Annotated in this window: 21 protein-coding genes and 2 pseudogenes; 13 read left to right on the forward strand and 10 right to left on the reverse strand. The window is 68.1% G+C overall.

The window, feature by feature from the left end; translation table 11 throughout:
* Nucleotides 1-3: 3 nt before the first annotated feature.
* The 4 genes from ACFVYX_RS19295 to ACFVYX_RS19310 form a co-directional block, all read right to left on the reverse strand.
* Entirely contained in the window at nt 4-1,221 is a 1,218-nt protein-coding gene (locus ACFVYX_RS19295) for a TniB family NTP-binding protein (protein WP_389682578.1), read from the reverse strand.
* Between the two features lie 62 nt (nt 1,222-1,283).
* Nucleotides 1,284-3,572 (reverse strand): transposase, encoded by a 2,289-nt coding sequence (locus ACFVYX_RS19300; protein WP_389682608.1) that lies wholly within the window; start codon nt 3,570-3,572, stop codon nt 1,284-1,286.
* Entirely contained in the window at nt 3,572-4,213 is a 642-nt protein-coding gene (locus ACFVYX_RS19305; RefSeq protein WP_389682579.1) for a TnsA-like heteromeric transposase endonuclease subunit, read from the reverse strand. The genes ACFVYX_RS19300 and ACFVYX_RS19305 overlap by 1 nt, the downstream gene beginning before the upstream one ends.
* A 684-nt stretch (nt 4,214-4,897) precedes the next feature.
* Nucleotides 4,898-5,614 carry a hypothetical protein gene (locus tag ACFVYX_RS19310; RefSeq protein ID WP_389682580.1) on the reverse strand — a complete coding sequence of 239 codons (717 nt, stop codon included), beginning with the start codon at nt 5,612-5,614 and terminating at the stop codon, nt 4,898-4,900.
* Between the two features lie 430 nt (nt 5,615-6,044).
* Between ACFVYX_RS19310 and ACFVYX_RS19315 the strand changes: the two genes are divergently transcribed.
* Nucleotides 6,045-6,374 carry a hypothetical protein gene (locus ACFVYX_RS19315; RefSeq protein ID WP_389682581.1) on the forward strand — a complete coding sequence of 110 codons (330 nt, stop codon included), beginning with the start codon at nt 6,045-6,047 and terminating at the stop codon, nt 6,372-6,374.
* An 85-nt stretch (nt 6,375-6,459) separates the two neighbouring features.
* Here the strand turns inward: ACFVYX_RS19315 and ACFVYX_RS19320 are convergent, their stop codons facing one another.
* Entirely contained in the window at nt 6,460-7,980 is a 1,521-nt protein-coding gene (locus tag ACFVYX_RS19320) for a hypothetical protein (RefSeq protein WP_389682582.1), read from the reverse strand.
* Nucleotides 7,981-8,260: 280 nt separating this feature from the next.
* On the opposite strand from ACFVYX_RS19320, the gene ACFVYX_RS19325 reads away from it, so the two are divergent.
* Complete coding sequence (locus tag ACFVYX_RS19325) at nt 8,261-10,642, forward strand: hypothetical protein (protein ID WP_389682583.1); 2,382 nt, start codon at nt 8,261-8,263, stop codon at nt 10,640-10,642.
* A gap of 235 nt (nt 10,643-10,877) precedes the next feature.
* Here the strand turns inward: ACFVYX_RS19325 and ACFVYX_RS19330 are convergent, their stop codons facing one another.
* The 4 genes from ACFVYX_RS19330 to ACFVYX_RS19345 form a co-directional block, all read right to left on the reverse strand.
* Nucleotides 10,878-12,347: a UvrD-helicase domain-containing protein gene (locus ACFVYX_RS19330; RefSeq protein ID WP_389682584.1), complete on the reverse strand. Its 1,470-nt coding sequence runs from the start codon at nt 12,345-12,347 to the stop codon at nt 10,878-10,880.
* A 230-nt stretch (nt 12,348-12,577) separates the two neighbouring features.
* Complete coding sequence (locus tag ACFVYX_RS19335) at nt 12,578-12,841, reverse strand: helix-turn-helix transcriptional regulator (RefSeq protein WP_389682585.1); 264 nt, start codon at nt 12,839-12,841, stop codon at nt 12,578-12,580.
* Between the two features lie 149 nt (nt 12,842-12,990).
* A complete protein-coding gene (locus ACFVYX_RS19340; RefSeq protein ID WP_359623987.1) occupies nt 12,991-13,113 on the reverse strand; it encodes a hypothetical protein in 123 nt (40 codons plus the stop codon).
* Between the two features lie 589 nt (nt 13,114-13,702).
* The gene (locus tag ACFVYX_RS19345; RefSeq protein WP_389682586.1) at nt 13,703-13,867 is read right to left on the reverse strand and encodes a hypothetical protein; all 165 of its coding nucleotides are present in this window, start codon (nt 13,865-13,867) and stop codon (nt 13,703-13,705) included.
* 510 nt (nt 13,868-14,377) lie between these two features.
* Here ACFVYX_RS19345 and ACFVYX_RS19350 point away from each other — a divergent pair.
* Nucleotides 14,378-14,518 carry a hypothetical protein gene (locus tag ACFVYX_RS19350; RefSeq protein ID WP_389682587.1) on the forward strand — a complete coding sequence of 47 codons (141 nt, stop codon included), beginning with the start codon at nt 14,378-14,380 and terminating at the stop codon, nt 14,516-14,518.
* Nucleotides 14,519-14,646: 128 nt separating this feature from the next.
* Here ACFVYX_RS19350 and ACFVYX_RS19355 read toward each other — a convergent pair.
* Nucleotides 14,647-14,805, reverse strand: a pseudogene (locus tag ACFVYX_RS19355) (transposase); the annotation flags it as partial.
* A gap of 132 nt (nt 14,806-14,937) precedes the next feature.
* Here ACFVYX_RS19355 and ACFVYX_RS19360 point away from each other — a divergent pair.
* From ACFVYX_RS19360 to ACFVYX_RS19405, 10 genes and pseudogenes are all read left to right on the forward strand, one after another.
* Nucleotides 14,938-15,984, forward strand: coding sequence for a hypothetical protein (locus ACFVYX_RS19360; protein WP_389682588.1), 1,047 nt, complete (start codon nt 14,938-14,940; stop codon nt 15,982-15,984).
* A gap of 521 nt (nt 15,985-16,505) precedes the next feature.
* Nucleotides 16,506-17,702, forward strand: coding sequence for a DUF3800 domain-containing protein (locus ACFVYX_RS19365; protein WP_389682589.1), 1,197 nt, complete (start codon nt 16,506-16,508; stop codon nt 17,700-17,702).
* 196 nt (nt 17,703-17,898) lie between these two features.
* Nucleotides 17,899-18,849, forward strand: coding sequence for a hypothetical protein (locus ACFVYX_RS19370; protein ID WP_389682590.1), 951 nt, complete (start codon nt 17,899-17,901; stop codon nt 18,847-18,849).
* Nucleotides 18,850-18,929: 80 nt separating this feature from the next.
* Complete coding sequence (locus ACFVYX_RS19375; protein ID WP_389682591.1) at nt 18,930-19,838, forward strand: hypothetical protein; 909 nt, start codon at nt 18,930-18,932, stop codon at nt 19,836-19,838.
* A gap of 20 nt (nt 19,839-19,858) precedes the next feature.
* Nucleotides 19,859-20,884, forward strand: coding sequence for an ImmA/IrrE family metallo-endopeptidase (locus ACFVYX_RS19380; RefSeq protein WP_389682592.1), 1,026 nt, complete (start codon nt 19,859-19,861; stop codon nt 20,882-20,884).
* Nucleotides 20,885-21,031: 147 nt separating this feature from the next.
* Nucleotides 21,032-21,316 (forward strand): DUF3892 domain-containing protein, encoded by a 285-nt coding sequence (locus ACFVYX_RS19385; protein ID WP_381571504.1) that lies wholly within the window; start codon nt 21,032-21,034, stop codon nt 21,314-21,316.
* A 106-nt stretch (nt 21,317-21,422) separates the two neighbouring features.
* Nucleotides 21,423-21,683 (forward strand): multiubiquitin domain-containing protein, encoded by a 261-nt coding sequence (locus tag ACFVYX_RS19390; protein WP_361389322.1) that lies wholly within the window; start codon nt 21,423-21,425, stop codon nt 21,681-21,683.
* Nucleotides 21,658-22,821 (forward strand): ThiF family adenylyltransferase, encoded by a 1,164-nt coding sequence (locus ACFVYX_RS19395; protein ID WP_389682593.1) that lies wholly within the window; start codon nt 21,658-21,660, stop codon nt 22,819-22,821. Before ACFVYX_RS19390 ends, ACFVYX_RS19395 begins: the two co-directional genes overlap by 26 nt.
* Entirely contained in the window at nt 22,818-23,225 is a 408-nt protein-coding gene (locus ACFVYX_RS19400; protein WP_389682594.1) for a DUF6527 family protein, read from the forward strand. The genes ACFVYX_RS19395 and ACFVYX_RS19400 overlap by 4 nt, the downstream gene beginning before the upstream one ends.
* A gap of 384 nt (nt 23,226-23,609) precedes the next feature.
* Nucleotides 23,610-24,170 (forward strand): annotated as a pseudogene (locus ACFVYX_RS19405) (WbqC family protein); the annotation flags it as partial.
* Nucleotides 24,171-24,988: the final 818 nt, after the last annotated feature.

The following is a 24,988-nucleotide window of genomic DNA, read 5'->3' on the forward strand; positions in this document are numbered from 1 at the left end:
CCGTCAGGCGCCTGCGCGGGCAGCCGGACCAGCGTCATCGAAGACGGTGTTCCGGGGGCGCTTCGCCTGCGTGGTCTTCTTGTCAGCGGTCGGCGGGTCGGCCGGGATCACGGGCTCGTCCGGTGCCTGTTCGGGCGCGTCCCGCCGGAGCACGATCTCGTCCAGCAGGCTCTCGTCGATCAGTTCCTTCCCGGACTCCATGGCCTCCTGGGCGCCGTCTTCGAGCAGGCGTCCCAGCAGACCGATGACGCCGCCGGTGCGACGCATCAAGTACTCCGGCATGGTGCCGCCAGTGAGCATGCCCGCCTTCGCGTTGAAAAGCCGCAGGTGCTGCTCGATTCCCTCCAGGTGATCGACGAAGGCCTGGATCTGCTCCGGGGTGGTGTAGCGGAAGCGGTCGATCTCGATGAGCTCGAAGCGGTGCTCGGTCTGGGTGATCTCCAAGCCGTGGATGCGGGTCGACTCCAGCGGCGGCATTTCCCACTGCCGGGTCTTCTTGTTCCACGTGGCCTCGCGAAGCAGGCCGGTTCCGGGGATGTTGACGCCGGTCAGGATCAGGGTGACGTCCAGGCTCATGAAGGCCCGCATCAGGTCGAGGACGTCCTGGTCGTCGGCCCTGTGCATCCGCAGTCGGCTGATGTCGTCCAGGATGAGCGCTTTGACGCCGTGGTCGTGGAGGGAGTCGGCGACTTGCCGTACCAGTTCCGGCAGCGTGGCCGACTTGCGTGTCTGGGCCCGGAAGAAGGCCAGGATCGATGCGCAAAGGCTCTTCGGGGTCGCGGTCACCGGGGTCGAGACATAGACGACGGGCGCGTGCAGGTCCCGAGTGCCCGGAATGGCCCCGGGGTTGAGGTGGCTGTGCAGTTCCAGCCACTGGTCTTCGAAGACGGACGCGGCTGAGCAGACAGACGCGGTCTTGCCGTAGTTGCCCCAGCCGCTGATCATGACGCCGGCGCGTGTCGGGTCGTTCTTCTTCCTCGTGTTGCCGCTCAACCGGCGCCGGATCAGCCTGCCGACCTTGGCGTGCATGGGGGTGTCCTGCAGCGGGAGGTTCGCGTTCGTCAGCTCTCGGTAGAGGTCGTAGTCGTACTGGCGGCTCCCGGGAAGCATTGACCACTGCTTCGGCGAGATGACGGAGGCAGGGACGAGCAGGCCGCAGTGAGTGCGGTAGTGCTGCCAGCCGGCGTAGGTGTCCAGGGATGGGCGGCTACTGAGGATCAACTCGGCGATCCTGGCTCGTGAAGGCAGGCCCTCCACCGAATCGTCGTGGGAGAGAGCTCGGGTCACGTGTCGTCCTCCCGGACAGTTGTGTCGGCTTCCGCGCCGTCGGGAGGCGGGAGCCGGAACATGCGGCGCCGGTTCAGGGCTGCGTGCAGCGTTGCTGGAGCGGCGGGCCTGGTGCCGGCGAGTGCTTCTTCGCGTCGCCGGCGCCGGTCGGCGTCGACCGCGTGGTCGATCGTGCGAGCGTGCTCGGCCCAGGCCGCGGGCATCTCGGCCGGAACCTGCTCGTCTGCGGCGGCCGGTGTGGCGGGGCGGTCGGCCGCCGCGGCCTGTGCTCGGGTGATCTCGCGGGCCTGAGCGACGCGCTGCTTCTTCCCCGCTTTCTTCTTGGCCTGGCTTGGCCACTGGTCGACGGGGGTGACCGAGCCGAGGATCCCGAGCAGATGCTCCAGGAGCTCGCTCTCGGAGTGGATCCTGATGTTGTTCGCCTTCACGTGTGCCAGGAGGGCGTCAGCGGTCTTGTCCGAAAAGGCGGGGACCTCGCCTTCGGGCGGCAGTCCTCGCCAGCGCAGGATGTGCCAGGTCTCGTGGTCGGCAGGATCCTGGAAGAACACCTGCCGGCGGTCCCTTCGGTCGCTGCGGACCACCCATTGGCCCGAGTGCTTGCCGCCCCGGGCGGAGGGCTGCAGGAAGCGCGGCTCGTCGAGGACCGGGTGGTGATACCAAAGCCCGAGGATCTTCACGCCTCGGCGCGGATGGATCTTCACGTGGTGCTTGCGCAGGACCTTGTAGTAGAAGCTCGGTTCGGGGAAGTCCAGGTCGAAGCCGCCCTGCTCCATCGCCGCGGCGAACAGGGTGTTGGGGCTGTGGTCCTCACCTGGCGCCCAACTCGGGGCGTATGCACCGAGTTTGCGGTTCTGCCAGATCTGGACGATCCAGGTCGCGATGATGTGCTCGGCTTGCGCGAGCGTGAGGCTCGCGTCGCGTTCGGGGTCGGCCCCGCGGTCCGCGACGTCGCCGCCGGTGAAGCCCAGCAGGTGCTCGAAGAGCATGGTCTGGATGGTGAGGAACTGGCGCTCGACCGCGAACTTGTCGGTTTGGCGCAGGACACGGGCAGGCAGGATCCGGCAGCCGATCTCCCGTTCGGCCTCTACCAGGTCGTGGTTCTTGTAGGGGCCGCCGTGGTCGGTGGTGACCGTCTCCGGGGCGAAGAACGGCAAGGCGGCGACCTTGTGCCCGGTGAACTCGGCGATCACGTCGGCCGGGACCCCGGCGTAGGGCCATTCCATGTCCTCGCCCCAGCCGTCCCGCATCGGTAGCGGCAGCATCACGTCCCGCAGCAGCATCGCGATGTCGACCGAGGTGTCGGACTGCAGCGTGAGCCGGAAGGCCGGCAGCCCGTGCGTGTAGAGATCGAGCGCGAGGGTCAGTGTCGCGGTGACCGCGTCGCCGAAGACGGTTTCGCGCAGCTTCACCGGCATAGGGGTCGAGTCCAGCACCAGAACCTGGCCCGGCCGGTGGACCACCATCCGGCCGGAGACTCCGGCCTCCGCAGCGGCTTCGGCCGTTCGACCGTAACGCGGCCGGGCTCCGCCGGGCCCGAACCACTCCTCCCAGACGGCGGCGAACGTCCAGCGGGAAGGGATCTTCTCGGTTGGGAACGTCGGGAACCGCTCGCGCATGTACTGGTGCATCAGCCGGTGCCTGGCAGCCAGACTCACGCGGGCGCGTTCGCCGCATTCGGCCTTGACCGCGAAGATCGCCTCATGGACCTCCTTCGTGACGCTGCGGTGCCCGCTTCGTCGCCGTGTCCAGCGCCCGTCCGCGCAGGCCAGCAGGAGACTGTCGCCCGCCAGGCCCGACAGACGCATCAGCGTCCGGTAGCTGAGGTGCTGCAGACCGAGCCGGACCGCCTCTGGACGGGGCATCGCCTCCATCTCCGCTGCCTTCGAGCGGCGGCGCTGGGTCAGCGTCGTGCGGTCCGGGTCGTAGGCAGGCCGGGGCTCACCCGGCAGGGCCCGAGCCGGGTGTCCCTCCCGGAACCCCGTCTCGGCTTCCAGCACGTGCGCAGCCCGCAGCCGGGCCCGCTCCAACTGGTCCTCGGTCAGGTCGGCCAGCGTCCTCGGCTGCCGGGCGACCGGCGGCGGGTGCCCCGACGCTTCGACCTTCGGCAGGAGCCGCAGGTCGGGATGGTTGATGAGCCAGCGAAACGAGCGGGTCTCCGTGCGGCCGTCGTCGTCCACGAGGACGAGCCGGCCGTACTGACCGTGGACGGCTTCGATGGTCCACTCGACGCCGTTGAGCGCGACCCCTCTGCCCGGCGCGATCTGCAAGAACCCCCTCGCCGCCATCACGCCGCCCAGATCAGCGAGCTGTCGCGCAAGGGACTGCCCAGGTCAACGCCGAGCTCGCGCTGCCAGAGCAGCCGGACGATGGTCGCCCGGCCAACAGACGGCACGCTGGTCGAGTCCGCCAGCTCGCAGAACGTCATCGCCCGCCCCTGCTGCCCGCCGATAGTGGTGAGCAGCTGGTCGCGCATGCCGAGCAGGTCCCTCGCCGGCCGCCGACGAGAGGACAGGTGATCAAGGACGCTCCAGACATGCGGGCGCCAGCCCGCGACCACCGAGTATCGCCACCCGCAGGCGGCCGCCACTTCCCTGGCCGCCGCGAACTTCAGCGCGTCCTCGTCCTTGATCAGCTTCATCGGCCGGACGTCCAGCAGCCACATCCCGCCGCCGATCACGGCCAGGAAATCCGGGATGTGCCAGGCCTGCCCGCCCGCATGCTCGAAGTCCAGCCGGAACGGCTGCGACAGCACCTCCGATGCCCTCAAGAAGTCCAGCGCGACCAGCAGGCGCATCTCCTCCAACGACTCGAAGCCGTGTTGCCTGCCTGTTGAGGCCATCACCTCCAGGCCGGGGCGATGCCGCTGCTTCGCCCGCCATGTGAACCCCCGCATCGGACGTGACGACAGCACCGGCACGTGCGCCATGTCTCGGATCGGCCAACAGACTTCGCCAGCACCCACCCGCCATGACGAACTCCACCGACGAGGCCAGCCGTCATCGAGCCGTAGCCGATCCCGCTCGGTGACATCCCCGTCATACTCAATGGCCAACTGGTCAAGGTGACTTGACTCCGATGGGATCACTGCCCTCGTTGCGCCGCCCATCTATCCACGGCAGCACCCTCTGCCCAGCGATGGCGACCATTCTTCGAAATTGACCACAATTTGGCTTGGAGTGTCGAATGTTTGCGAACCAATGTGCTCATTTTCTTCGCTTGTCTGATCGCGAAGTGACATGGAGCGGAGCCAGAGACTGCCCTGCAGCCATCGCAAAGGGCCTTGATCCAGGTGCCGTGTTGGTCGCCGTGGAAGCGGGCGCGTCCGGGCTCACCACAGCTTCGCAGGTCTTCTCCGCTTCGAGTTCCGCGGCTTCGGCGAGGCGGCCGGCGGTGTCGGCCCAGGTGTCGCCGAACTCGCCGTCGCACCGGTCCGTGACGTTCTCTTCGCCAGTGCCTTGTTCGAAAACTCGGCCCCCTCAGCCCCTTCGACCCCTCGCGGGTCTCAGGCGGCAGGCCTGTGACCAGGTAGTTTCCCGGTCCGGTCCTGCCGCGTAAGCGGTGTAGCCCGGTGGTGCTGGAGACCATCGCCCACCGGGCTACGCCCGAAGGATCAGCTTTCGTCGTCGTCCGAGATCGTCACCAGGGAGTGCGGCGCGGTCTTAAGTGCGCAGTCCCGGATGTGTTCGGGCAGGGCGCTGAAGGCCTGCGGGTCGTCGGGATAGTTGTTGTACAGCACGGCGAGGAAGGCTTCCAGGGTGTCCTCGCGGTCCGGCTCTGCCCATCCGGTGCGCTCTGCGATGCGGCGCCCGACCTGATGGCTGATGCCGGAGTGCTGCCTGCCGTCGGCCGTCTCGTTCCTGCCGATCAGGCCGTCTAGGTGTTCCTTGGCCTTCGGGGTGACGAACGCCTCGACGTCTCTATAGGTGCGGGCCTGGACGTAGGTGCGGATCCGGTCGGGGGAGATGTGGTTGTCCTGCAGGTGCGCCACGGTCGTGCCGATCATCAGATGGAAGTGCTCCAGAGCGTCGGTCAGCCGGTACAGCGCGATCCGTGCCCATTCCGCGTAAGTGTCGGCGTGATAGGCGTGCATCAGCACGTCGCAGAAATAGCGGTTGATCTCGCTGATGTGGTGGCGCACGAGCAGCGGGAGTTCCGCGGGCATCGGATCGTCCGCCTTGAGCTTGTCGGGCACGAACTCCTCGTGCTCGACGCGGCCGAGGTGCTCCAGACGTTCACGCCGGACGTCGGCGAGATGCGCAGCATACGGGCGGCCGTCCGCCTCGCGGCGGGCCTTCGCCGCCTGCTTGTCACGGTGGTTGGGGTTCATAACGCTCGTGTCCCTTCGTGGCGCGCACATCGTCCCGTGACCTGGTGCGCGTCAAGGTACGAGCCAGCACCGGTGATCTGCGTTGCTGCCCTGCCACTTTCGGCGTTTGATCGTGTGTCCCGCTCACGGGGCAGGACGCACTGGAGCCGGGGCCGACGCAGACGGCGGCCCACGCTGAGCAACGAGCCAGAGTTCCTGGTGTCACGCCCGTGCAGCAAGAGAGAGCCCTGCCGGCGACATGACGGCACGTCCAATCGGGTACGGGCGGCGCGGTTCCGAATGTCGGACACCGATCCGCGCCGTAAGGCGGCGTAGCGTCCCGCTCGACGCAGCCGCGGAGACCGGCTGCCGGTCGAAGGGCCCGCCCCGGACGGGCCCGCCACGGGCCAAAGGGTGCGATACCCGGTCTCCTCGCGACAACGCCACATCTATGACGGCTTCCCCCTTGTGCCACTACTGGACCCCCGCCGCCTGCACACCCCTGCGCAGCGCCCTGCTGACGCGGGCGTACCTGATGTGGAGCTGCTGGGGCCATGAAGGGGCCACCACCCCGGCTCACCGGCCTGATGGCCGGTACTGCGTGCGCTGGGCGAAAGGCCGCACCACCGACGAGATCGGCGAGCTTCTCACGGACTCACCCATCGCCATCACCGGCTCCACCTACACCCCACCGGCTGCCCGGGGCGACCGGGGGGTACTGCGCCTGAATGACGGCCTGGTCGAGCTCGACGGCCCGGGCACACATCAAGACGGCGTGTAAGACCGCCGACACCGCACTTCCCTCTCGTCTGCTCGCGGCCCAACAGAAGTGGCGAGCATCAAGGTGAGGCGGCGTGTACCGTCGGCTAAGAAGTGCCGTCGACCTGCTGCGTCCGGGCCTGCTCGAGCACGGCCCTCGGGAGTTCGGTGCCGTACCGGCGGGTTTCGTTGAGGAGCTTCGTCAGGCCGGCGGGGGCGTGGTGCCAGTGGTCGGCCAAGCTCACTCGCGTACTGATGTCGTCCATGAGCTGGGAGATGACCCAGGCGGCTTCCGTGGGTCGGTCCCCTCCGCCAGGGCCCCACCACAGGTGGTCGCCTGGCGTACACGGCCCGGGATGGATCCGGCCGTCCGTGGTCTGCACCCACACCGTGTCTTCCAGGATCACGGACTCGAGCCGGGCACCTTGGTCCTCTAGCTGCAGTGGGGCCAGGAAGACCCAGGTGCCGTCGCGGGAGGATCCCTTGCGGACGATGGGAATGCCGGTGGTGCGGTCGGTGTAGAAGGTCACGTCGTGGGCGTCACCGGCGAGGACGGCGTGCACGGCGGTAGGTGTGCACGCCGTGAGGTGCTGCCCCCATCGGCGGGCGGCGGGGCCTCGCAGGCGCACTTTGGTGCGCGGGCCGTACGGCAGGAGATCGGCGGCGTAGTGCATGCCGATCTCCATGGGTTCGTAGGCTTCGAAGAGCTGGCTGGAAGCGATTGTGTGCCAGCCTGCAGCGAGCAGATCACGGTCATCGGTGCGGGGCAGAGGGTAGCCGTCGGTGCGGTGTCGGGCCGCAATGAGGAGCGGGTCGCCGTGGGGGTGCCCACCGTGTTCGGCGAAGATGCGAATCTCGCTGTCGAGGCTGTCGATGTCGTGATTGCGCAGGGAGTTGGCCAGGTCCACAAGTGCCGTCTTGGCGGCGTCATCAGGCCATCGGACGGTGGCTGCCTGCCGCAGGGTGGTCTCCTTCTCGTCGGGCAGGACTTCGGCGAGGGTGACGGGTGCGCCCGGCGACCACTGGCTGATCACGTCGGAGCGTCGCAGCGCACGGGGCCACCAGGGCAGCGGCTGGCCGACGAGCCGGGTCACAAGGCCCCACTGGGTCTCGTACTCCAGGAACGGCTGCGCGGTGTCGGCCGCGATCAAGGCCGGTCCCGAGAATCCGATATCACCGAACAGGGCGCATACGGTGATCACGCCCTGGGCTCCGAAGTCCTCGGCCAGTTCTTCGGCCATAGCGCAGGCTGCGCCTTGGCGAGTGGTGTGGACGATGCGCACGATGCCGAGGTCGGTGTCCCAGTCCATGGCCGGGCCCTGCGAGGTGGGCTGGAATCCGAGCCACTTGCCGGGCGCGACGGACCGTGTGTCCAGGGCAGGATCAAGCAGCACGGCTCCTCGCTCACGAAACCGGCTTGAGCGGGCGGCCCAGATGTAGACCGAGCTGCCGTCCCACGTCACGGGGAGCTCCTTGCCGAGTGCCTGGTCGAGCAGGTTGTGATGATCTCGGGACCCATCAGGGAAGTCTTCGTCTTCCTCCAGCAGTCGGTCCAGCTCGCCTTTGTCCAGGTGGAGGAGCTTCTCCACCTCGTGCCTGCGCAGGTACGCCATGTTCCGCCCGGCCAAGTCGCCCTCTCCTTAGTGCAGTTGCTCCTCGCTGGCACGCGTGCGCCGGCCGTGTCCGCCGCCGGACCTCGATGGGCCGCATCCATGAAATGCCGCGACCGCCAGCTGCTAACAGCGACATTGCGTCAACTTTCTTCCCGCCGAGCCCTGTTGAGCATGTTGGCTCCTACGATGCTGCCCTGGTCCAGGGGTTCCGCACGGGGCGTAAGGTGTCAGCCCCTTACGGTTTCCCGTTGCTGTCGGGCCGCGGGATGCATTCGCTGCTCAGAGGAAGGCATGGATGCCGAGCGGAATCTGGCACCTGGAGCCCCGGCGGATCCGGCCCTGGTACGAGCGTGCCGTGACGGCGTCAACCGAGCACCCAGAGATCCGGGCGTATCTGGACCTGGACCGGCCCCAGATCACGGACGAGCACTTGCGGCAGTCCTTCGACCAGCCCCGGATCATCGCCGAAGTGCTGCGGGCGGATCCCTCCTACTTCGATCTGCGCCGCAGAGCGGCTCGCGTCGACTCCTTGCGTCAAAGCCTCATCGAGTCCCGAGAGCGATGCCGCGCCACGCCCTTCCTGTCGCTCATGTTCTTGGTGGCGCTCGCCTACTGGCTGGCGGATGCAATGGTCGGGATGCCCTGGTGGGTGGGTATCACGGTCCTTATCTGGCCTCTGGGCTACTGCGGCGTCAAAGAGTTCAGAAACGCGGATAACCGGAACAACTTTGTCAACCAAATACAGACCGCCCTATACGGCGTGCTGTGGGCCGCATGCGCGGCCGACGCCGAGGTGCGCCTGGGCTGGTGGGCGCTCGTCAGGCTGAAGAAGACAATGGACCCGATCATGCGGCGTGAGATGACGGCGCTGCTCGGACCTGATCACGAGTCACTGCTGGTGGCCCGCAGCCATGACGGTCTCATCGACGCCGGCAACTCCCGGTACTGGATATCGACGCAGGTCGAGGCCACGCTGCAGCGCAAGCTCGATCAGATGAGCGGTGGGGCGATCGCGATCTGCGGGCCACGGGGCGTCGGCAAGAGCACCCTGCTGAAGAAGGCCTGCCAGGGCCGGCTCGGTCCTTTTCCCGAACCGCATTTCCACACCATCATCCAGACGCCGGCCAACTACCGCCCCGAGGAGTTCCTGCTCTCCCTGTTCCAGTCGGTGTGCCGGGACTACCTCGCACTGTACGGCCGCCGTCCGCGTACCCCGTTTCTGTTCCGCTCGCGGGCCCGCGCAGCACACCGCCCCCGGCGCCTGTACTACTCGGCCCGCCGGTGGGCCCAGCTCCTGGCCGGGCTCGGCCTGGTCGTCCTGGCGATCCAGAGGGAAGTCCGCGATCTCGTCGATGCCGTCTACCAGTCCGCTCGCCCCGCCGCCGCGGGATGGGCGGTGGGTCTGTGGGAGTGGACGTTGACCGCATGGCAGGAGCATCCCGTGATCTCCCGTCTGGTGCTGCTCGTGGTGGGGGCGCTGTTGCTGTGGTGGGCCGATCCGAGGAGCTGGCTCACCGGGCGGCCGGTGCGGCGCCTGGTGCACGACTGCCACAACTACCTGAATCTGCTGCAGCACATCCAGTCTGTCGGCACGTCAACCTCGCTCGGCGCGTCGGCCCGCGCGCTCACCCTGGGATTCGGCCGTACCAGCGGCAGCAGTTCCCGCACCTTCACCTACCCGGAGCTGGTGTGGGAGTTCCGGAGTCTGCTGTCCCGCATCAGCGCCATCGAGCGCCAGGACAACTGGAAGGTCTTCGTCGGCATTGACGAGCTCGACCGGCTGGGCTCCAGTGAGCAGGCACGCGCGTTCCTCGCCGAGATCAAGGCCATCTTCGACGTACCGCGCGTGTACTTCGTGCTGTCGGTGTCGGAGGACATCGGGTCGGCCTTCATCCGCCGCGGACTGCCCACCCGCGACGTCACCGACAGTTCCCTGGAGGACGTCCTGGTCATCGAGGCGCGCACCCTGGAAGAGTCCAGAGCGCTGCTGCAGATACGGGTCCCGGGATTCACCGACCCCTTCGTCGCACTCGTCCACGCGCTGTCCGGCGGGCTCCCACGCGACCTCATCCGCTACACCCGCAAGGTGACAGAGACCCACCGGCGCACCCGGCAGCCCGGACTGGCGGTCCTGGCCCGTGAAGTGCTGTGGGAGGAGGCCGCCCAAGCCCTCGTCGGATTTCGCGCGCTACTGGCCCGCCACGACGATTCCGCCGCCACCGCGCAGACCGTGCACGACCTGCATACCCTGATCACCCTGATCCGCGAGGCCGACTCCAGTCGGGCCAACCCCGAACTTGAGCAGCGCGTCCTGCACCTGGCACACGCCGTACACCCTCCCCACGCCGAAGGCACCGACCCCGTCGGCGAATCTGCCCAGCGGTGGGAGGAGTTCTCCTGCTACCTCTACTTCATCGGCACCCTGCTCGAAGTGTTTGCGCGACCCAACTTCGCGGCCCGCAAAGCGGCCTACACCGGCCCCGACAAGACACCCGGCGACCTGCAGCAACTGGCTGAGGCGCGCCTGGAGATGACCGTGTCCCCGCACAGCGCCCGAAAGATCCTGGAACAGTTCCGCGTGCACTGGGCCCTGCGTCCCGCCGCCCTGCCGCGGATCGTGCCACAGCCCGGACCGGACGCGGAGCAAAGGCGAGCCGTCGTACGCGACCGTTCCTGACATGTGCCGCCCGGTGCCTCACCACTGGCACCCGGTGGTCCCGAAGGCTCCAAGGCAAGTGCGGGCCTCGGGGGCATGGGGCGAACGAGTCGTTTCCGTGGTGACAATCGCGGCCCATTCGTCAATCGCGATGACGTCGGGGAATGCGTGATCAGTAGGCGCGGCGCGCGCCGGTGCTGCGTCATCGTGGGCGATCTGCCGGGTGAGGCCGCGGCGTGTGCCGGGGAGTTCGGGTTCAGGCCGGGTTGTCGGGGTGCTGGCTGATCCAGGCCAGGCCGATGGGGTCCAGGTGGTGGCGGGCCCGGGTGACGGCGACGTACGCCAGGCGGGCTTCTGCCTCATCGACGGGCTGGGGAACGGGCTGGCCCTGGGCGTCGACCTCGTCGGTGTCGGCGGGCGGCGTGAAGTCGGCTGCGATGCGGACCCGGGCCCATTCCCGGCCCTTGGCCTTGTGGGCGGTGGAGACGGTGACCTCGGCCGCGTCTTCAGGAACGAGTCGGTCGACAGCCTGCAGGATGGCCTCGGGGCCGTGTTCGTCGACGAGGTTAGCGAAGGGCTGCAGGTCGCTGCCGGCGGGGTCGTGCTCGGCGTAGTCGCGCAGCGCCGTCCAGGTGGTGAACAGCACAAGTTCGGGGTGGTGGGCGCGGCGTCCTTGGATGAGGTCGCGGGCGGCCCATGCCAGGGCGCGCAGGGAGTCACCCCCGCCGACCAGCGCCGTGGCGATGCCGGCGGCGATGAGTGCGAGGACCTCGGTCATCGCGCCGATGTTGGTCCGGCACAGGACCGCATCCGGGCGCCCGGCTCGGGATCCGATTGTGGTCGGAATGTCGGGTGTCCCGGTCAGTCGGATGGGAGCGTTGCTGAGGGTGAGCCACCGGTTGGCCTCGTTGGCGAGCGCGGGGCCGAAGCGGAAGGAGCGGGTGAGCGTGAGGTGCTGGCCGGTGAACCGCGTCATCACATCCCGGGCGCCGCGCCATCCGTAGATGGCCTGTGCCGAGTCACCGACCATGACGATCTGAGTGCGCTCCTGCTGGGCCAGGACGATCTGCTCGAGGACAGGGTTGGTGTCCTGGGCCTCGTCCAGCAGGAGGAAGTCGCCGTGAAGGACCGGCTCGGTCAGGGCCCACATCTTCAGGTAGTGGTCGTGCTCGAAACGGACCGCGCCGCCGTAGGGGTCCTGCAGATCGGCCCATGCCTTCTCCGCGTAGGGCAGGATCAGGTCGGCCAGTTCCGCATGGTCCTCGTTGTCCAGGCCCCGAAGGTGCGGAACGTGATGGTGGGCCAGTTGCATGTCGGCCGACTGACAAAAGCGGGTCACTGTCCGCAGCGTGGCGTTGGACAGCGTCGCTGGCATCAGCCCCGCCCGGCCGATGTCGGCCGGGGCGTTAAGGCCCAGGTCCTGCCCGATCCGCCACCCGGGCCGCCGAGGAGCGTTCAGGCGGCCGCGGAAGCGGTGGCCGAGCGCGGCGTAGGCCAGCGAGTGGGCCGTCTTGCACTGGACCACAGAGGGAAAGCGGGCGGCGGCATCCAGGGCGATGGCCCGGTTGAAAGCGAGGTAGCGCCCACGCCGCAGCGGCATCTGTTCCGTGAGGAAGACGAGCGTGGATGTCTTGCCTGTGCCTGCGCCGGCCTGGATGGCGAGATGGCCGCCGCTGCGGAACGCCTCCAGGACGGCGGTCTGTTCGTCGGTCGGGGAAAAGGGCATGGAACAGATCTCTCCGGAAGCTCGAAGCCCACGCCACAGACATGTGGGCGCAGGGAAAGGGCGCACCCTCGGCAGGTGCCGGAGTCAAAAAGTGCCAACGCATCCGCGCGTGTCTTACGTACGCGCCGTCCGGTCCGCCCGATGCAGTGACAAGACGGCGACGGGAATCCGAATTCAGAACTTATGTACGAGAGCGCCATCACGTTCGGGTGGCCGACGTGCGACTGTGCTCAGGCGTCGGACATTGGAGGTTCGTGCCCCGCGCACAGCGGATTCAGGAGCTCACCCAGCGGGATGGAGAAGGCGTGGGCGAGAGCGTGCCACGTGGCCAGCGTGCAGATCGTTCGGCCCTGCTCGATCTCGATCAGAGTCCGGCGGGACAGACCGCTGTGCGCGGCGAGCTCGTCGTAGCTCCACCTGCGCTGCGCACGCAGCCGAGCGAGGCAGAGCCTGAGTGCCGTCGGGTCGGGCTCCGGCGGCGGGATGATCGTCACGGATCCATCCGACGGTGCAGACCCCTGCCCTGGCAGTGCAGACCTCTGCCCTATTTGTGTCGATGCGGACCGGCTCCGGCAGGGCAGAGGTCTGCACTACGGTGTCCGCGCCCGAAGCCGCCCGGACGCAGGGGTCGGCGGCTGACTCCTCACGGCTTGGAGGGACCGATGTCCATGGCTCTGTCCGCACGCGCCTGGACCGTCACGATCAACAGTTCGGCGGGGCGGCCCATGCTGACGTGCAGTGCCTGCCCGCAGCCGTTCGTGGCCATGGGCGCTGATGGGGTCGTGCAGGTCCGTCGGCACCTTGCGGGCCACCTCGTCGAGTCCCGGCTGCCGACGTACCTGCGTACGTGCCAGTGCCGGGAAAGGGTCTGTGTGTGGCACGGGCGCCGGGGCCCCTGTTCCGGCCCGCTGCGGCTCTTGCTGATCCGGGCGGACCGTGGCCTCACCTGGCACCTTGCGGATGCCTGCGCTGCGTGCGCCGCCGCGATCCCCTACGCCGCCACCGTCCCCGAACCCCCGCAGGACGCTGCCGTCCGCCATGTGCGGGCGCCCGAAGGCGAGGCGGTTGTTGACCTCACGTGTGAGCCCGTCGAGTGGGTGGAGGCGCTGTGAGACGGATATCTCGCCGAGGTACCGGATCTGAGATGGGCCCGCTTCAGCCAATGACGGAGAACGCTTCGCCTGCCGAGGAATCTGTCTGTCGTGCCTCTGCGGGGGCAGGGCGACTATTCGGAGGGCTCCAGGACCTGGTCCATCACCCGCAGGAGGGCCTGCGTGAGCAGGAGCGGGGCAGGATGAACTCGCTTCGATAGGTGTCGTGCGAGGCGTGATGGCAGCTGAGGTGCCGGTTGAAGGTCAGGTTACGTTGCCCCATGCCGTGATGAATAGGCTGAAGACAGCGATGAACGCCGGGCCAGCGACGAGCACGGCCGAGAGCGTGGTCATCCCGCTGAGACGAGCCAGGATCCCGGCGACAATGGCGGCGTTTAGTGAGACCGAGGCGCCGAGAAGCAGAAACATGATCAGTGTCTGAGTGTTCACTCACTTCTTTGCTCTGGTTGTTGAGGACAACCGGCTGACCGGCCGCCGCTGTTCTCAACAACCAGAGCAAAAAATGCGAGGAAGTGAATCTACTCCAGAACTGTACCGGCGTGGGGATTGTGGAACAGTGCCGCGAGACTCCGCCGGGATTGACCGTGCCCGTCCCGTTGGCCCGGCAGACTGCCGCTGGACGCGTTGACGGCCGAGCTCCTCTCACGGAGGCCCGGCCCTCGATGTCTTCGCGGAGTTCTGAAGGGATGCTGAAGAGTCAGCCCCTTCAGCCCCTGAGCTCCTTCAGCTCCCTCACTCGCTCGCAGTCGGCCAAGGACCGATGAGCGGGAGCTGGCCGCTCGACGCGGCGTTGCTGTCGGCATCGAGCAGGGCTGTAGCGATGCGCCCCTTGAGCTTCGGGTCGATGATCTCGTCGAGGTTGCGCCAGGCAGCGCCGGAGACTTATTCGGTCTGGAGTTCGCCGATGTCGGCGGTGGTGTGGAAGAGGAAGCGGAAGTCGAAGTGCTGGTGGGCGGGTTCGTCCTCGGCGAAGTTGGCGTCGATGGGGTGGATGTCGATGTGAAGCGGGGTCTCGACGTGCGGGCTGACGACGTGGGGCGGGATGCCGGGACAGCCTGATCACGGCGGCCCACTACACTATCTGGGCGTGGTGGTCGAGGCGGCGTTCGTGGTCGCGGTAGCGGCGGCGTGAGCGGGCCAGCCAGCTCAGCGTGCGCTCCACCACCCACCTGCGGGCCAGTACGACACACGCCAGCCTTGGTCCAGTCCCGCAGCCGGCGCCAGGCCGTGACTCCGGAGCAGCCCACGGTCTCGGCCGGAACGTCGCGCCAGGCAACGCCGGTCCGCAGGACGTACACGATGCCCGCGAGAGCCGCTCGGTCCGGAACGCGAAGCCGCCCGGGATACGAATCTTTAGGACGGACGCCAAGGGTTCAAGGAACTTGTCACGACGTGTCCGGCAACCTTGAACCGTCTGGCGCGGCCGGTCGCGCCGCCGCCCTGCCCGTAAGGCTCGCCAACTGGTCTAGGGTCGGCCCGTGTCACAGACCGACGATCAGAACGAGATACCAGGGTTTCTCTACCAGTGGGACCGCGACCAGGCGCTCACCCAGGACCGATGCTTCCTGTGCGGGGCCGACCTTGCCAGAGGCCGGACCGACGAGCACGTCTTTCCCCAGTGGCTGCTGCGGCGGTGCGACCTGTGGAACGAGAAGATCACACTGCTCAACGGCACCCTGATGCCGTACAAGCAGATGAAAATTCCCTGCTGCAGCACCTGCAACAACGAACACTTGTCCCGCATCGAACAAGCCGTGGGCGACGCCTTCGCCGAGGGCCCCGAAGCGGTTGCGGCCCTGGACGCCACCACCCTGTTCTTGTGGATGGGCAAGATCTACTACGGCCTCATGTTCCGGGAACTGTCGCTCCTCGCTGACCGGCGTGACCCGCAGGGAGGCTCCATCGTCTCGCCCGAATTCCTGACCACCTTCCGCATGCACCACCTGCTGCTGCAGGCGGCTCGCGGCGCCGTACGCTGGCAAAAAGATCAGCATCCGGCCTCCGTGTTCGTTTTCCAGGCGCAGGAGCCCACCGACCCGCGCCACCGCTTCGACTACGTGGACATCATCAACTTCCCCTTCTTCGCCATCAGAGTCGGAGCGACCGCCGTCGTCGCCGTGCTCCAGGACTGGGGCGCCCTCGCCCAGGCCGTGACCCTTCCAGCTTTCGAGGCGGCCCGACAACTCGTCCTCCACCCGCAGCAGTTCCGTGAGGTAGCTGCCCTGGCCGCCTACATGACTACCCTGTTCAACCGCGTCCCCAAGCACCTTCTGCATGCAGGTGAGAACCACGTCGATGTCATGACGCTGCCCCTCCAGGGCATGTCCACCAAGTTCGTCTTCGATCCCTTCGACGTGGGCGACTACGCACAGGTTCTCTCCCATGTCACGGGTCAGCCGTCCGAGGAGCTGTACGACGGACGCAACATCGTCACCCTCCTGCGGGACGGGGACAACCAGCCGTGGGCCGTTCCATGGCCTGCCGACGAACACCATTACCCCGACATCCGGCTAATGCAGCGCTGACCCGCACAGCAAATCCCGCAGGCCGACAGGAGCAGCTCACGGCATGCGGCCTGCACCCGAGCCCCAAGCCGCGTTCTGCCTCGGGAGCGTCGACGTCGTGCCGGCGGGGCCGGCGCAGGCAAGGGAACGGATCTGGCCAGCGGCGCGGAGGTGGTCTGCCCGGCGGCGGAGCGAGGAGGGCACGGTGGGTCCTTCGGCGCTGTCCGGTCGGCTGGAGCACCACATGATGCGGATCAAGAACGATCATGAAGGGCGAAGCGGGTGCGCCGCACCCTCTGCCGGCGCCACTGAGCATCCGGGATGTCTCCTGCACCCGGTCCAGTCCTCCACGGACCGGTACACCGACGCTACAACTGCGCGGCGCACCCCTCGTCTGCGATACGCACCGTCATCCCTGCCCGGCTGCGAGAAAGGGGCGTTACCGGCATGCTCTTCATGCTTGCAGGCAGCAGCAGGCACGGGAGTCGGGTGGAGCGGTCGGGCAGCTTGTCGGGGTGGCGTCGTGCGCCGAGGATGGCGGGGTGATCGAACGTGACCATGCGCCGAACGCCGGGACGGGACTGCTCGGAGCGAACTTCAGCCGTCGCAGCCGTCTGGAACCGACCGACGACCGGGCCGGGGCCGGGCGGTGGATCGCCATCGACGAGTCCGGCTACCACGGCGATCAGCTGCACGGCGGCGACCGCTACATGATCCTGGGCTCGGTGGCCATTGATGACGCCGATGCTGCCGCCATCGTGGACACCCTGCGTGTCGAGGCGGGGATCCAGAAGTCCGCGACAGAGCTGAAGTTCCAGAAGATGTTCGCCGGCCCGGCTGCGGGCCGGCGCCGTCACCTCCTGGGCGACATGCTGGCACCCGGTGGTCCGCTCCATGACCGCGCCTCTGTATACGTGATCGACAAGCACTACTTCGTCGCGGCCAAACTTGTCGACCTCCTGCTGGAGGAGCGGTTCAACGCCATGGGCATCGACATCGTCATGAACGGCGTCGCCCGCCAGTTCGCCCTGGACCTGGCCACCGAAGGCCCCCGGGCGATGGGCCGCGACGGCTTCGACCGACTCATCGCCACCGCCGTGGGCTTCTTCTCCAAGAAGAACCGTACGGGCGACCATGTCACCGTCGACGAGCTCTTCACCGTCATCCAGCAGTGCCACGCCTACGCCCGCCGCCGTAAAGCCCCGCAGGCGAAGAAGGCGGCACAGGTCCTGGGGATGTTGCGCACAACCCGCCCGGAAGCCGAAGCCTTCGCCCGTGAGCGGCCGTCCGAAGCCACACCGACCGGAGAGCACGGGCTGCTCGACGATTCCACCGATCCGCTCGTCACCGCCGTGCCGGCAGTCATCCTCCACGCCTCGATCCGACACGGCGGCAAGCTCCAGGTCCTCGCGGACGACCAACGGCTGCTGACCGACGACAAACTCGACGTCCTGGAACGCGGGGCGACAGCCGTGGGTCTGGTGCAAGGCCTGATCAAGCAGAGCCACCTTCAGAGCCTGGTCCGCGGCCGTTCGGTGGACCATCCCTCCCTCCAGCTTGCCGACCTGGTGGCAGGCGCCGGCCGGGCGGTTGCACGATGGCACGACGGCCAGGACGACCCTGCCGGGCAGGACCTTCACCTAGTAGTGGCGCCACTCGTGGACCCCAACGGCCTGCTCATGAATGAGAAGCCCGACGATTTCGCGCGAGTCGACACCGCCCGCGCGAAGCGCCGCTGAACGCCGTGCGCTGCCGCTGCCCCTGCCGCCGCGCAGAGAGCTGATGCCCCGTGCCCGGACAGCAGTCGGCGAGCCCTTCCGCACGGCAAGTGGAATATGCGCGTGTCGCATGCGAGGGAGGTGGATGCTGGTGTAAGCAGGCGTGAGACCCCGCAGCCATAGACGTCCGGCGGGGGCAGGGATCGGGGTGGGGCTCGTGACAGAAGGCGCGTACGAGGAGCTGCAGACCGGCCGGTTGGGGCCAGCCACGTTCGAACTGCTGCGGAGGCTGGTTCACCAGGTCCGCCGTGGCACCGGTTTTCCGCCCCCGGAGGGGCACACGGTGTGGAGCGATGACGCGGCTTACGACGTGATTAGCGCGATGTTGTCCCAGGAAGGAGCGGGACAACGGTTCGTGACCGTCTGCTTCACCCAGGCCGCCGACGAAGCCTCTCTGGAACGACTGTTTCTCACGTCGATCAAGAACTTCCTCATCGACGAGGCGAAGAAGACACCGCGAGGCAAGCTTCGGCGCCGTATCGCCCGGCTGATGGGCGAGGACGCGGCCTACCGCAAGCTCAAGGGTTCCCCGCCGCGCTGGGCACTGGCTGACCACGCCGAAGGAGCCGTATGGCAGGGAGATCTCGACGATCTCATCGCCCAGGCCGCACAGGTGAAAGGCGTCGGTATCACCCGCTGGAACCACTCCGGCCCCACACCCCAGCAGACCGTGCACGCCCTGATGGCCATTCTGCTGTCCGTACTGCAGTACGCACAGGGAGCGGTACGGGAGGAAGAGCTCGCCAAGGTCCTCGAGGCCCGGTTCGAGCTTCTGGCACCGGCCCGCATGACCCCTCTGTTCGCCGACGAAGGGACCGTCGCCGCCATCGTCGAGCAGCATGCAGCCATCACCGCACCGGACCCGACCGGGGTCGAAGGGGTTGCCGAGGACATCTGGCAGCGTTTCTCACCCAACGAGCGTCTGCTGCTTCCCTACCTCGACAAGGACGCCCACCATGCGGCGCAACTACTGGAGATCCGGCAAGGCCATGCGGCGTTTGTCCTGTCCAACCTCAAAACAATGCTCCGTGACGCCCTCTCCGCTGACAGCGACCCCCAGGTCGTCATGGCTGCCCTGTTGCGGCGCTGCAGCAAGGCTGCGTCGTGAACAGCCCCAGTTACGTCGTCTGGACCCAGTGAGAAGAGAATGCGCTGATGGACCACAGCCGAGGAGACGGGGGAGACGGCATGAGCTCTGTCCACACCACTGCCTACCAGAGGCTTCTAGCCGCCGCAGCGAGCCTGAAAGTACCCGACGCCGTCCACCGAGTGGCCACCGCAGCACCCCAGGACCCCCGCCCCGGCCAAATCTGGCGCGCGATGTGGGAGGACACCATCCAGCTGCTGCTGATCACCACGGCCGGCGACGACGACACCGCGCGCGTCGTGCCGGCCTCATTCGAGCGGTACGCCGACGCCGACACCCTGCTTCTGCCCGCCCAGGCGACCACCCTGGAGCAGCCGCTGGCCCTGTGGTGGGGCCTGGAGACCACCGTGCCGTGGTGCGTGCTGGACCGGCAGGTCAGCGAGCTGACAAGCCGCCCCGACAACCTCACCTCTCGTGCGCTCGCCGACACAGTGACCGGCGCCCAGTGGGGAAGCCGTACCGTCTTGTCCTCAGCGGCAGACGAGTACCGCGCCGTTCTCACCGGCCACTTTGAGGTCCTCGGCTCCGCATGGTGGGCCCCGCAAGGATCGGGAGGTCTCTCCGAGCTCCTTGGCGAGCACGGAATCACCGTCAAGCAGCTCGCGGCCGAACTGAAACTGCCACCCCCTCTGGCGCTGGACGTGTGGCGGGGCCAGCAGCCCCTCACCGCCGAACAGGCCGCCACGCTCGCCGCACTCCTCGGCCAGCCCGCCGCCCGCTTCCTCGACGCCAACCCCGCCCTGCCACCCGCCGTCGTCCACGAACTCAACCGGCCTCTGCGGCGCAGCCAGGTCAAGAAACTCTCCGCCCAGTACGACGAGACCGAACACGCCGCCCGTCTGCGCGCCGCCTATGGCGTCTACACGCTCGCGGCACGCGACGACAACCGCACCCAGCCGAACTGGACCGCACGCACCGACCGCTACTTCGAACTCCTCCTGGACCAATAGAGAAGAGGGGGTACCCCCGAGTGGTCAACTACGTGCTCGCCGGCGCCGCCCGCACCCAGGCCGCCGCCATGATCACAGAACTCGAAACGGACCGCCCCGGCGCCGTCGAACTCCTGGCACAAGGCGCCCTCGCGGAACTGCGGACCTGGCCCGAGCTCACCGTCAAAGACGTCCCCGAGAACGAGGCAGCCCAAGGCTGCAGCGTCGCCGGCGCGTACGACTACGGCCCCCCACCCCGCCTGTCCGTCGCCACCTCCAACAGCCACGCACGGCGGGACTTCACCGCCCTGCACGAACTCGGTCACCACCTGCAGAAGAACAGCTTCGACCTCATGGAGCCCTTCAGCAAGGAAGCCGACCGCGGCGTCCTCCTCGAAGACGCCGCCTGCGACGCGTTCGCCGCCCAGATCCTGCTTCCCGCACACCTCGTCGACCAGCACCTGGACGCCAAAGGGCCCACCGCCTCAGCGATCACCCTCCTGTGGGAGACGAGCAACGCCTCCCGCATGGCCGTCTGCGTACGAGCAGCCCAGCGCCTCCCCGCCCCCGGTCACGTTCTCCTCCTCGACTCCGTCGGACGCCTCGCTTTCGCCGCCTCCCACGGCCTGCCGCCCCTGCGGCGCGGCAGCTTCCAAGGCGACATCCCCGTCATCGACCGCGCCCTGGCCGGCTCCGGCCGCGTACAAGGACGGACCCAGGTCCGCTACCGCGACGGCATCCTCGGACGCGAACTGCACACCGATACCGCCCCCATGGACGGCTACATCGTCGCCGTCCTCGTCACCGACTCCGCCCCCTGGCGCGCCTTCACCCCGCCCACCACTGACACCGGCCCCCGGTCGCGCGACTACATCTGCGCGAACTGCGACGAGAACTACCGCTCCTTCGAACCCGCCTGCCCGCGCTGCCGCGTCCCTCACTGCCCCGAATGCGGCCGCTGCGCCTGCCCGCCCCGCACCCCCGGCCGTTCCTGCCCCGGCTGCTTCCTCGAGCACCCGCCCGCGATGTTTGCCCCGGACAGCGACCGCTGCCTCGACTGCTCCTGACACCCCGCCGGCCCCGCCAGCCACACGCGTCTTTCTACCCGCGAGTTACGTCGTCTGTCCCAGGCGAAGCACCCCACCCGGGGTGCTCACGGAACCCGGGCGCCGGCCGCGGGGACCCGCAGGAACGTCGCCGGCAGGAACAGCAACATGGCTATCCAGATCACCGCAGTGCGCCTGACGGTTGGCGGAACCGCGCACGAGCACATCACCCACCTGTGGTGGACCGAGCAGGCGACTGGCAAGACCGGCGACAACACCCGGGCCGAGATCGTCCACTGGATCGAGAACAAGGCCGGCAAGGCCTACACCAGTGACGCAGCTGGCCGCAGCACGGAGGTGCTCGTGGTGACGCCCACCCGGGGCGAGAAGTACCTGCGGACCCACGCCGACGGCGTATGGACCAACAACCTTCTCGCCCTCCCCAGGCGCTGACCCGCCACACACCCCCCGGGCACTCGGCGCGCCGCCCCCGCAGCGGCGCGCCGGATACCCCGGCATCCACAGTCCGAACACGCGCTCCCCACTTCAGGAGGACCCCATGTCCCACGACACTCACGGGCCTAGGCCCGTCACGATCATCGTCAACGCCCGCCCCCACATCTGGGAGGCGAAGGAGATCACCTATGAGCAGGTCGTCGACCTCGCCTACCCCGGCCAGCCGCCGAACGACCAGGACACCTACACCGTCCGTTACAGCCGCGGACACGACGGCCACGGAACAGGCAGCCTCACCGCCGGCCACAGCGTCCGAGTGAAGGAGGGAATGGTCTTCGATGTCTACCGCACTTCTCGCTCGTGACCCCGACCTGTCCCGCCTCATCGACGACGGCTACGCCATCACCGTCCACGCCGGCCACATCATCGTCCGGATCCCGTACGTCACCGAGAACCGCACTGTCGAGCACGGCTTCCTCGCCCACCCGATCACCGTCAGCGGAGACCGCCTCGTCTCCGGCACCGATCACCGCATCTGGTTCGGCGGCTCCACGCCCTGCACCGAGCACGGCCACCCCCTGCCCCTGGCCACCCCCGAGAGCCGGGTGATCGCCGAGGGCATGCAGGCGAACTTCATGCTCTCCAGCAAGCCCCCAGACGGCTACCCCGACCAGTACACGAAGATCACCGCGTACACGCGGATCATCGCCGACCACGCCCACGCCCTCGACCCCTCAGCCACGCCCACCCCCGGCGCTGCGTGGCAGGAGATCGACGACGACAGCCCCTTCGCCTATCGGGACACTGCCACCTCCCGCGCCGGCATCACCGCTATCAACCGCCGTTTCCGGGGCCACCGGATCGTGATCGTCGGCCTCGGCGGCAGCGGCAGCTACATCCTCGACCAGGTCGCCAAGACCGAGGTCGACTCGATCCTCCTCATCGACGGCGACACTTTCGACAACCACAACGCCTTCCGCGCACCCGGCGCCCCCGCCCTCGACACCCTCCGCACCCGCCCACCCAAGGCGACCCACTTCGCCTCGATCTACGCCAACATGCACCAGGGCGTGACCGCCTGCGCGCAGTACCTCGACGAGGACAACCTCGACCTCCTCACCGGGGCGACGTTCGTGTTCCTCGCCTCTGACGACGCCGTCAGCAAGCCGACCATCATTGACTGGCTCGAAGCCCACGACGTGCCGTTCATCGACGTCGGCATGGGCATCGAAGAGATCGACGGCCGCCTCAGCGGACTGCTCCGCATCACCACCAGCCTCCCCGGCCGCCGAGACACGCCCCGCGAGCGCATCCCCCGGCCAGCACCCGAACGCGACGCCTACGCAAGCAACATCCAGACCGCAGACCTCAACGCGCTCAACGCCGTCCTGGCCGTCATCCGATGGAAACGCTCCCTCGGCATCTACGCCGACGCCACCGACGAGGTCCACACCACGTACTCACTGATCACCAACGAGATCGCCAACGAGGACCTCCCGTGACCCCGCTAGACACCCTGCGCCCGGTCTTCACCGTGACCTTCCCTCAGGCCATGGACGCAGGAGTGCTCTACATCTCGATCCCGTACCGCACCTGCGGCCACCTGTGCTGCTGCGGATGCGGGTACGAAGTCGTCACACCGCTCTCCCCGGCCCAATGGTCCCTCACCTACGACGGCGAGAACGCCTCCCTCACCCCCTCGATCGGCAACTGGTCCCTCCCGTGCCAGTCGCACTACTGGATCCGTGACGGCCGGGTCCGCTGGGCCCGCCGCTACTCGCCGGCGGAAATCGACCAGAACCGGAACCGGGACGGTCGCCTGCTGGCCGTCCACGACACCAGAGATCCCCAGCCGAAACGACGGGGAGGGATCCGCCGCCGTCTCCGGTTCTGGCACCGTCCGTAGACTGACGTGCGAGCCCCCCACCGCAATGCCGGACAAGCAGCCCCCTACAACGCACTTAGCGACGTTGATGGGGGCCGCGGGGGCGGATGGGCGTGACGGTGGTTGAGATGCCCTTGTCGAGTTGCTGCCGCAGGGCTTCGTAGAACGGATCCTAGGAGCCGCCAGCGGGAGCCCGCCCACGGCTCCCAAGATCGCCCGGACAAGTCCTAACAGACTCCCGTCCGTGCTCGGCTTCGGTGCCTATGGAGTTACTCCAGCCGGGGACCCGAAGCAGGCAGGGCGGCGATCCTGCGCTGTCCCTGCTGAGACGCCTTCTTCTTCAGCACGAGGTTCTCGTAGTAGCGGCAACGAGCCTGTCTCGCCGACCTTGACGAACCGGCCCGCCAGCAGTGGCTCACCATCCCCACCCACCTCCCCAACGGGCGGCCCACCCTCATCCGGGACGCCCGGATCGACGACCCTGCCTTGGCCTGCCGCCGAACCGCCGGGATGCTGCGGCAGCACTACGGCTCCAGCCCCCACTGGCCCGCCCTCGCGAAGGCCCTGGGCCCGGTGCTGGACGCCTTCACCACCGGCCGGACCGCGACGGTCGCCGAGATCTCCACCCGTGTCCTGCTGGACCTGCTCGGCTGGAAGGGCCAGATCCTCACCAGCAGCCAACTCCCGTCCCGGCCGGGCCGATTCGTCCGGCTCGCGGACCTCTCCGCCGCGACCGGCGCCCGCGCGTATCTGTGCGGGACCGGCGGCATGACTTATCTCGACCCCGCACCCTTCGCCGCCCGGAACATCGCCGTGGCGCCGTTCCGGCCGCCGTTGATCAATATCTGCTCCTCCGGCAGCCAGCTCAGTGCCCTGTGGGCCCTTGCGGCTCTCGGCCCGGATGCCGTGGCCGACCGGCTCCAGGCCCTCGCCGCCGTCCACACCGTCCTACAACCCGCCGACTGACGCAGCCGTCCCCCTCCTCAAGGAGGGGGACGTACCACTGAACGTCCCCAGTCGCGTACGACTCCGTCCTGCACCATCGCGTACGGATGCACCTAGGTCACATGCCCTCTTAGCTCCGGGCCGGGAGCCAAGGCAGGCCCGCACGCGGGTGCGGCGGCCAGGAGAACAGGCAGCCAGAGATTCCGCTTAGGGCCGTACGCGGAGTCGCAGAGCCGTGTCGGCCTCCCGCGCGGTGGCCGCCAGCCCGGCGGCTGACGCGACGACGCTCTCGCCCATGTGACGAACACCACATCACCTCCGGCGCGTCCGAAGCGGCTGCTGGGCGTGGTGCGGGGCGGCCCGATGTGGAACCATGCACCCCTCCTCACCAGGGCTTCGGCTGCTTTGCCCCGTCCGTGACTGTGGCGGAGCCCTGCCGGAGTGCCCTCCGTTGGGCGACGAGCGGCTGGCACGAATCGCCAGGGAAGGCTCCTCCCGCACGGAGCTCCTGCCGGGTGGGCAGCCGACACTCCGGCATCTGCTCACGGCCCCAGGTGCCAGGAGAGCGCCAAGGAGAGTCCCTCCGAATGCCCGCGCCTCGGGGCCTTGGGCTGCACCTCGCCCAGTGGGACACTCCACCGCGGAACAGGCCACCGCACCTGGGATCAATCTCGTTGGGAAGTCCGACGCCCAACTCTGCGCGTTCGTGTCTCGCCGTGCCGGCCCGCGCAACCGCGCATTCCTGTGTGGTGTTTCGAGGGCATGGCCATCGGCTTCGGGGGGTGTCCCCGTTCGTTTCGGAGATGCGGCCGTCGACTTCGGGGGCGTCCCCGTTCGCT

The sequence above is a fragment of the Streptomyces sp. NPDC058326 genome (assembly GCF_042879855.1).
Classification (GTDB): domain Bacteria; phylum Actinomycetota; class Actinomycetes; order Streptomycetales; family Streptomycetaceae; genus Streptomyces.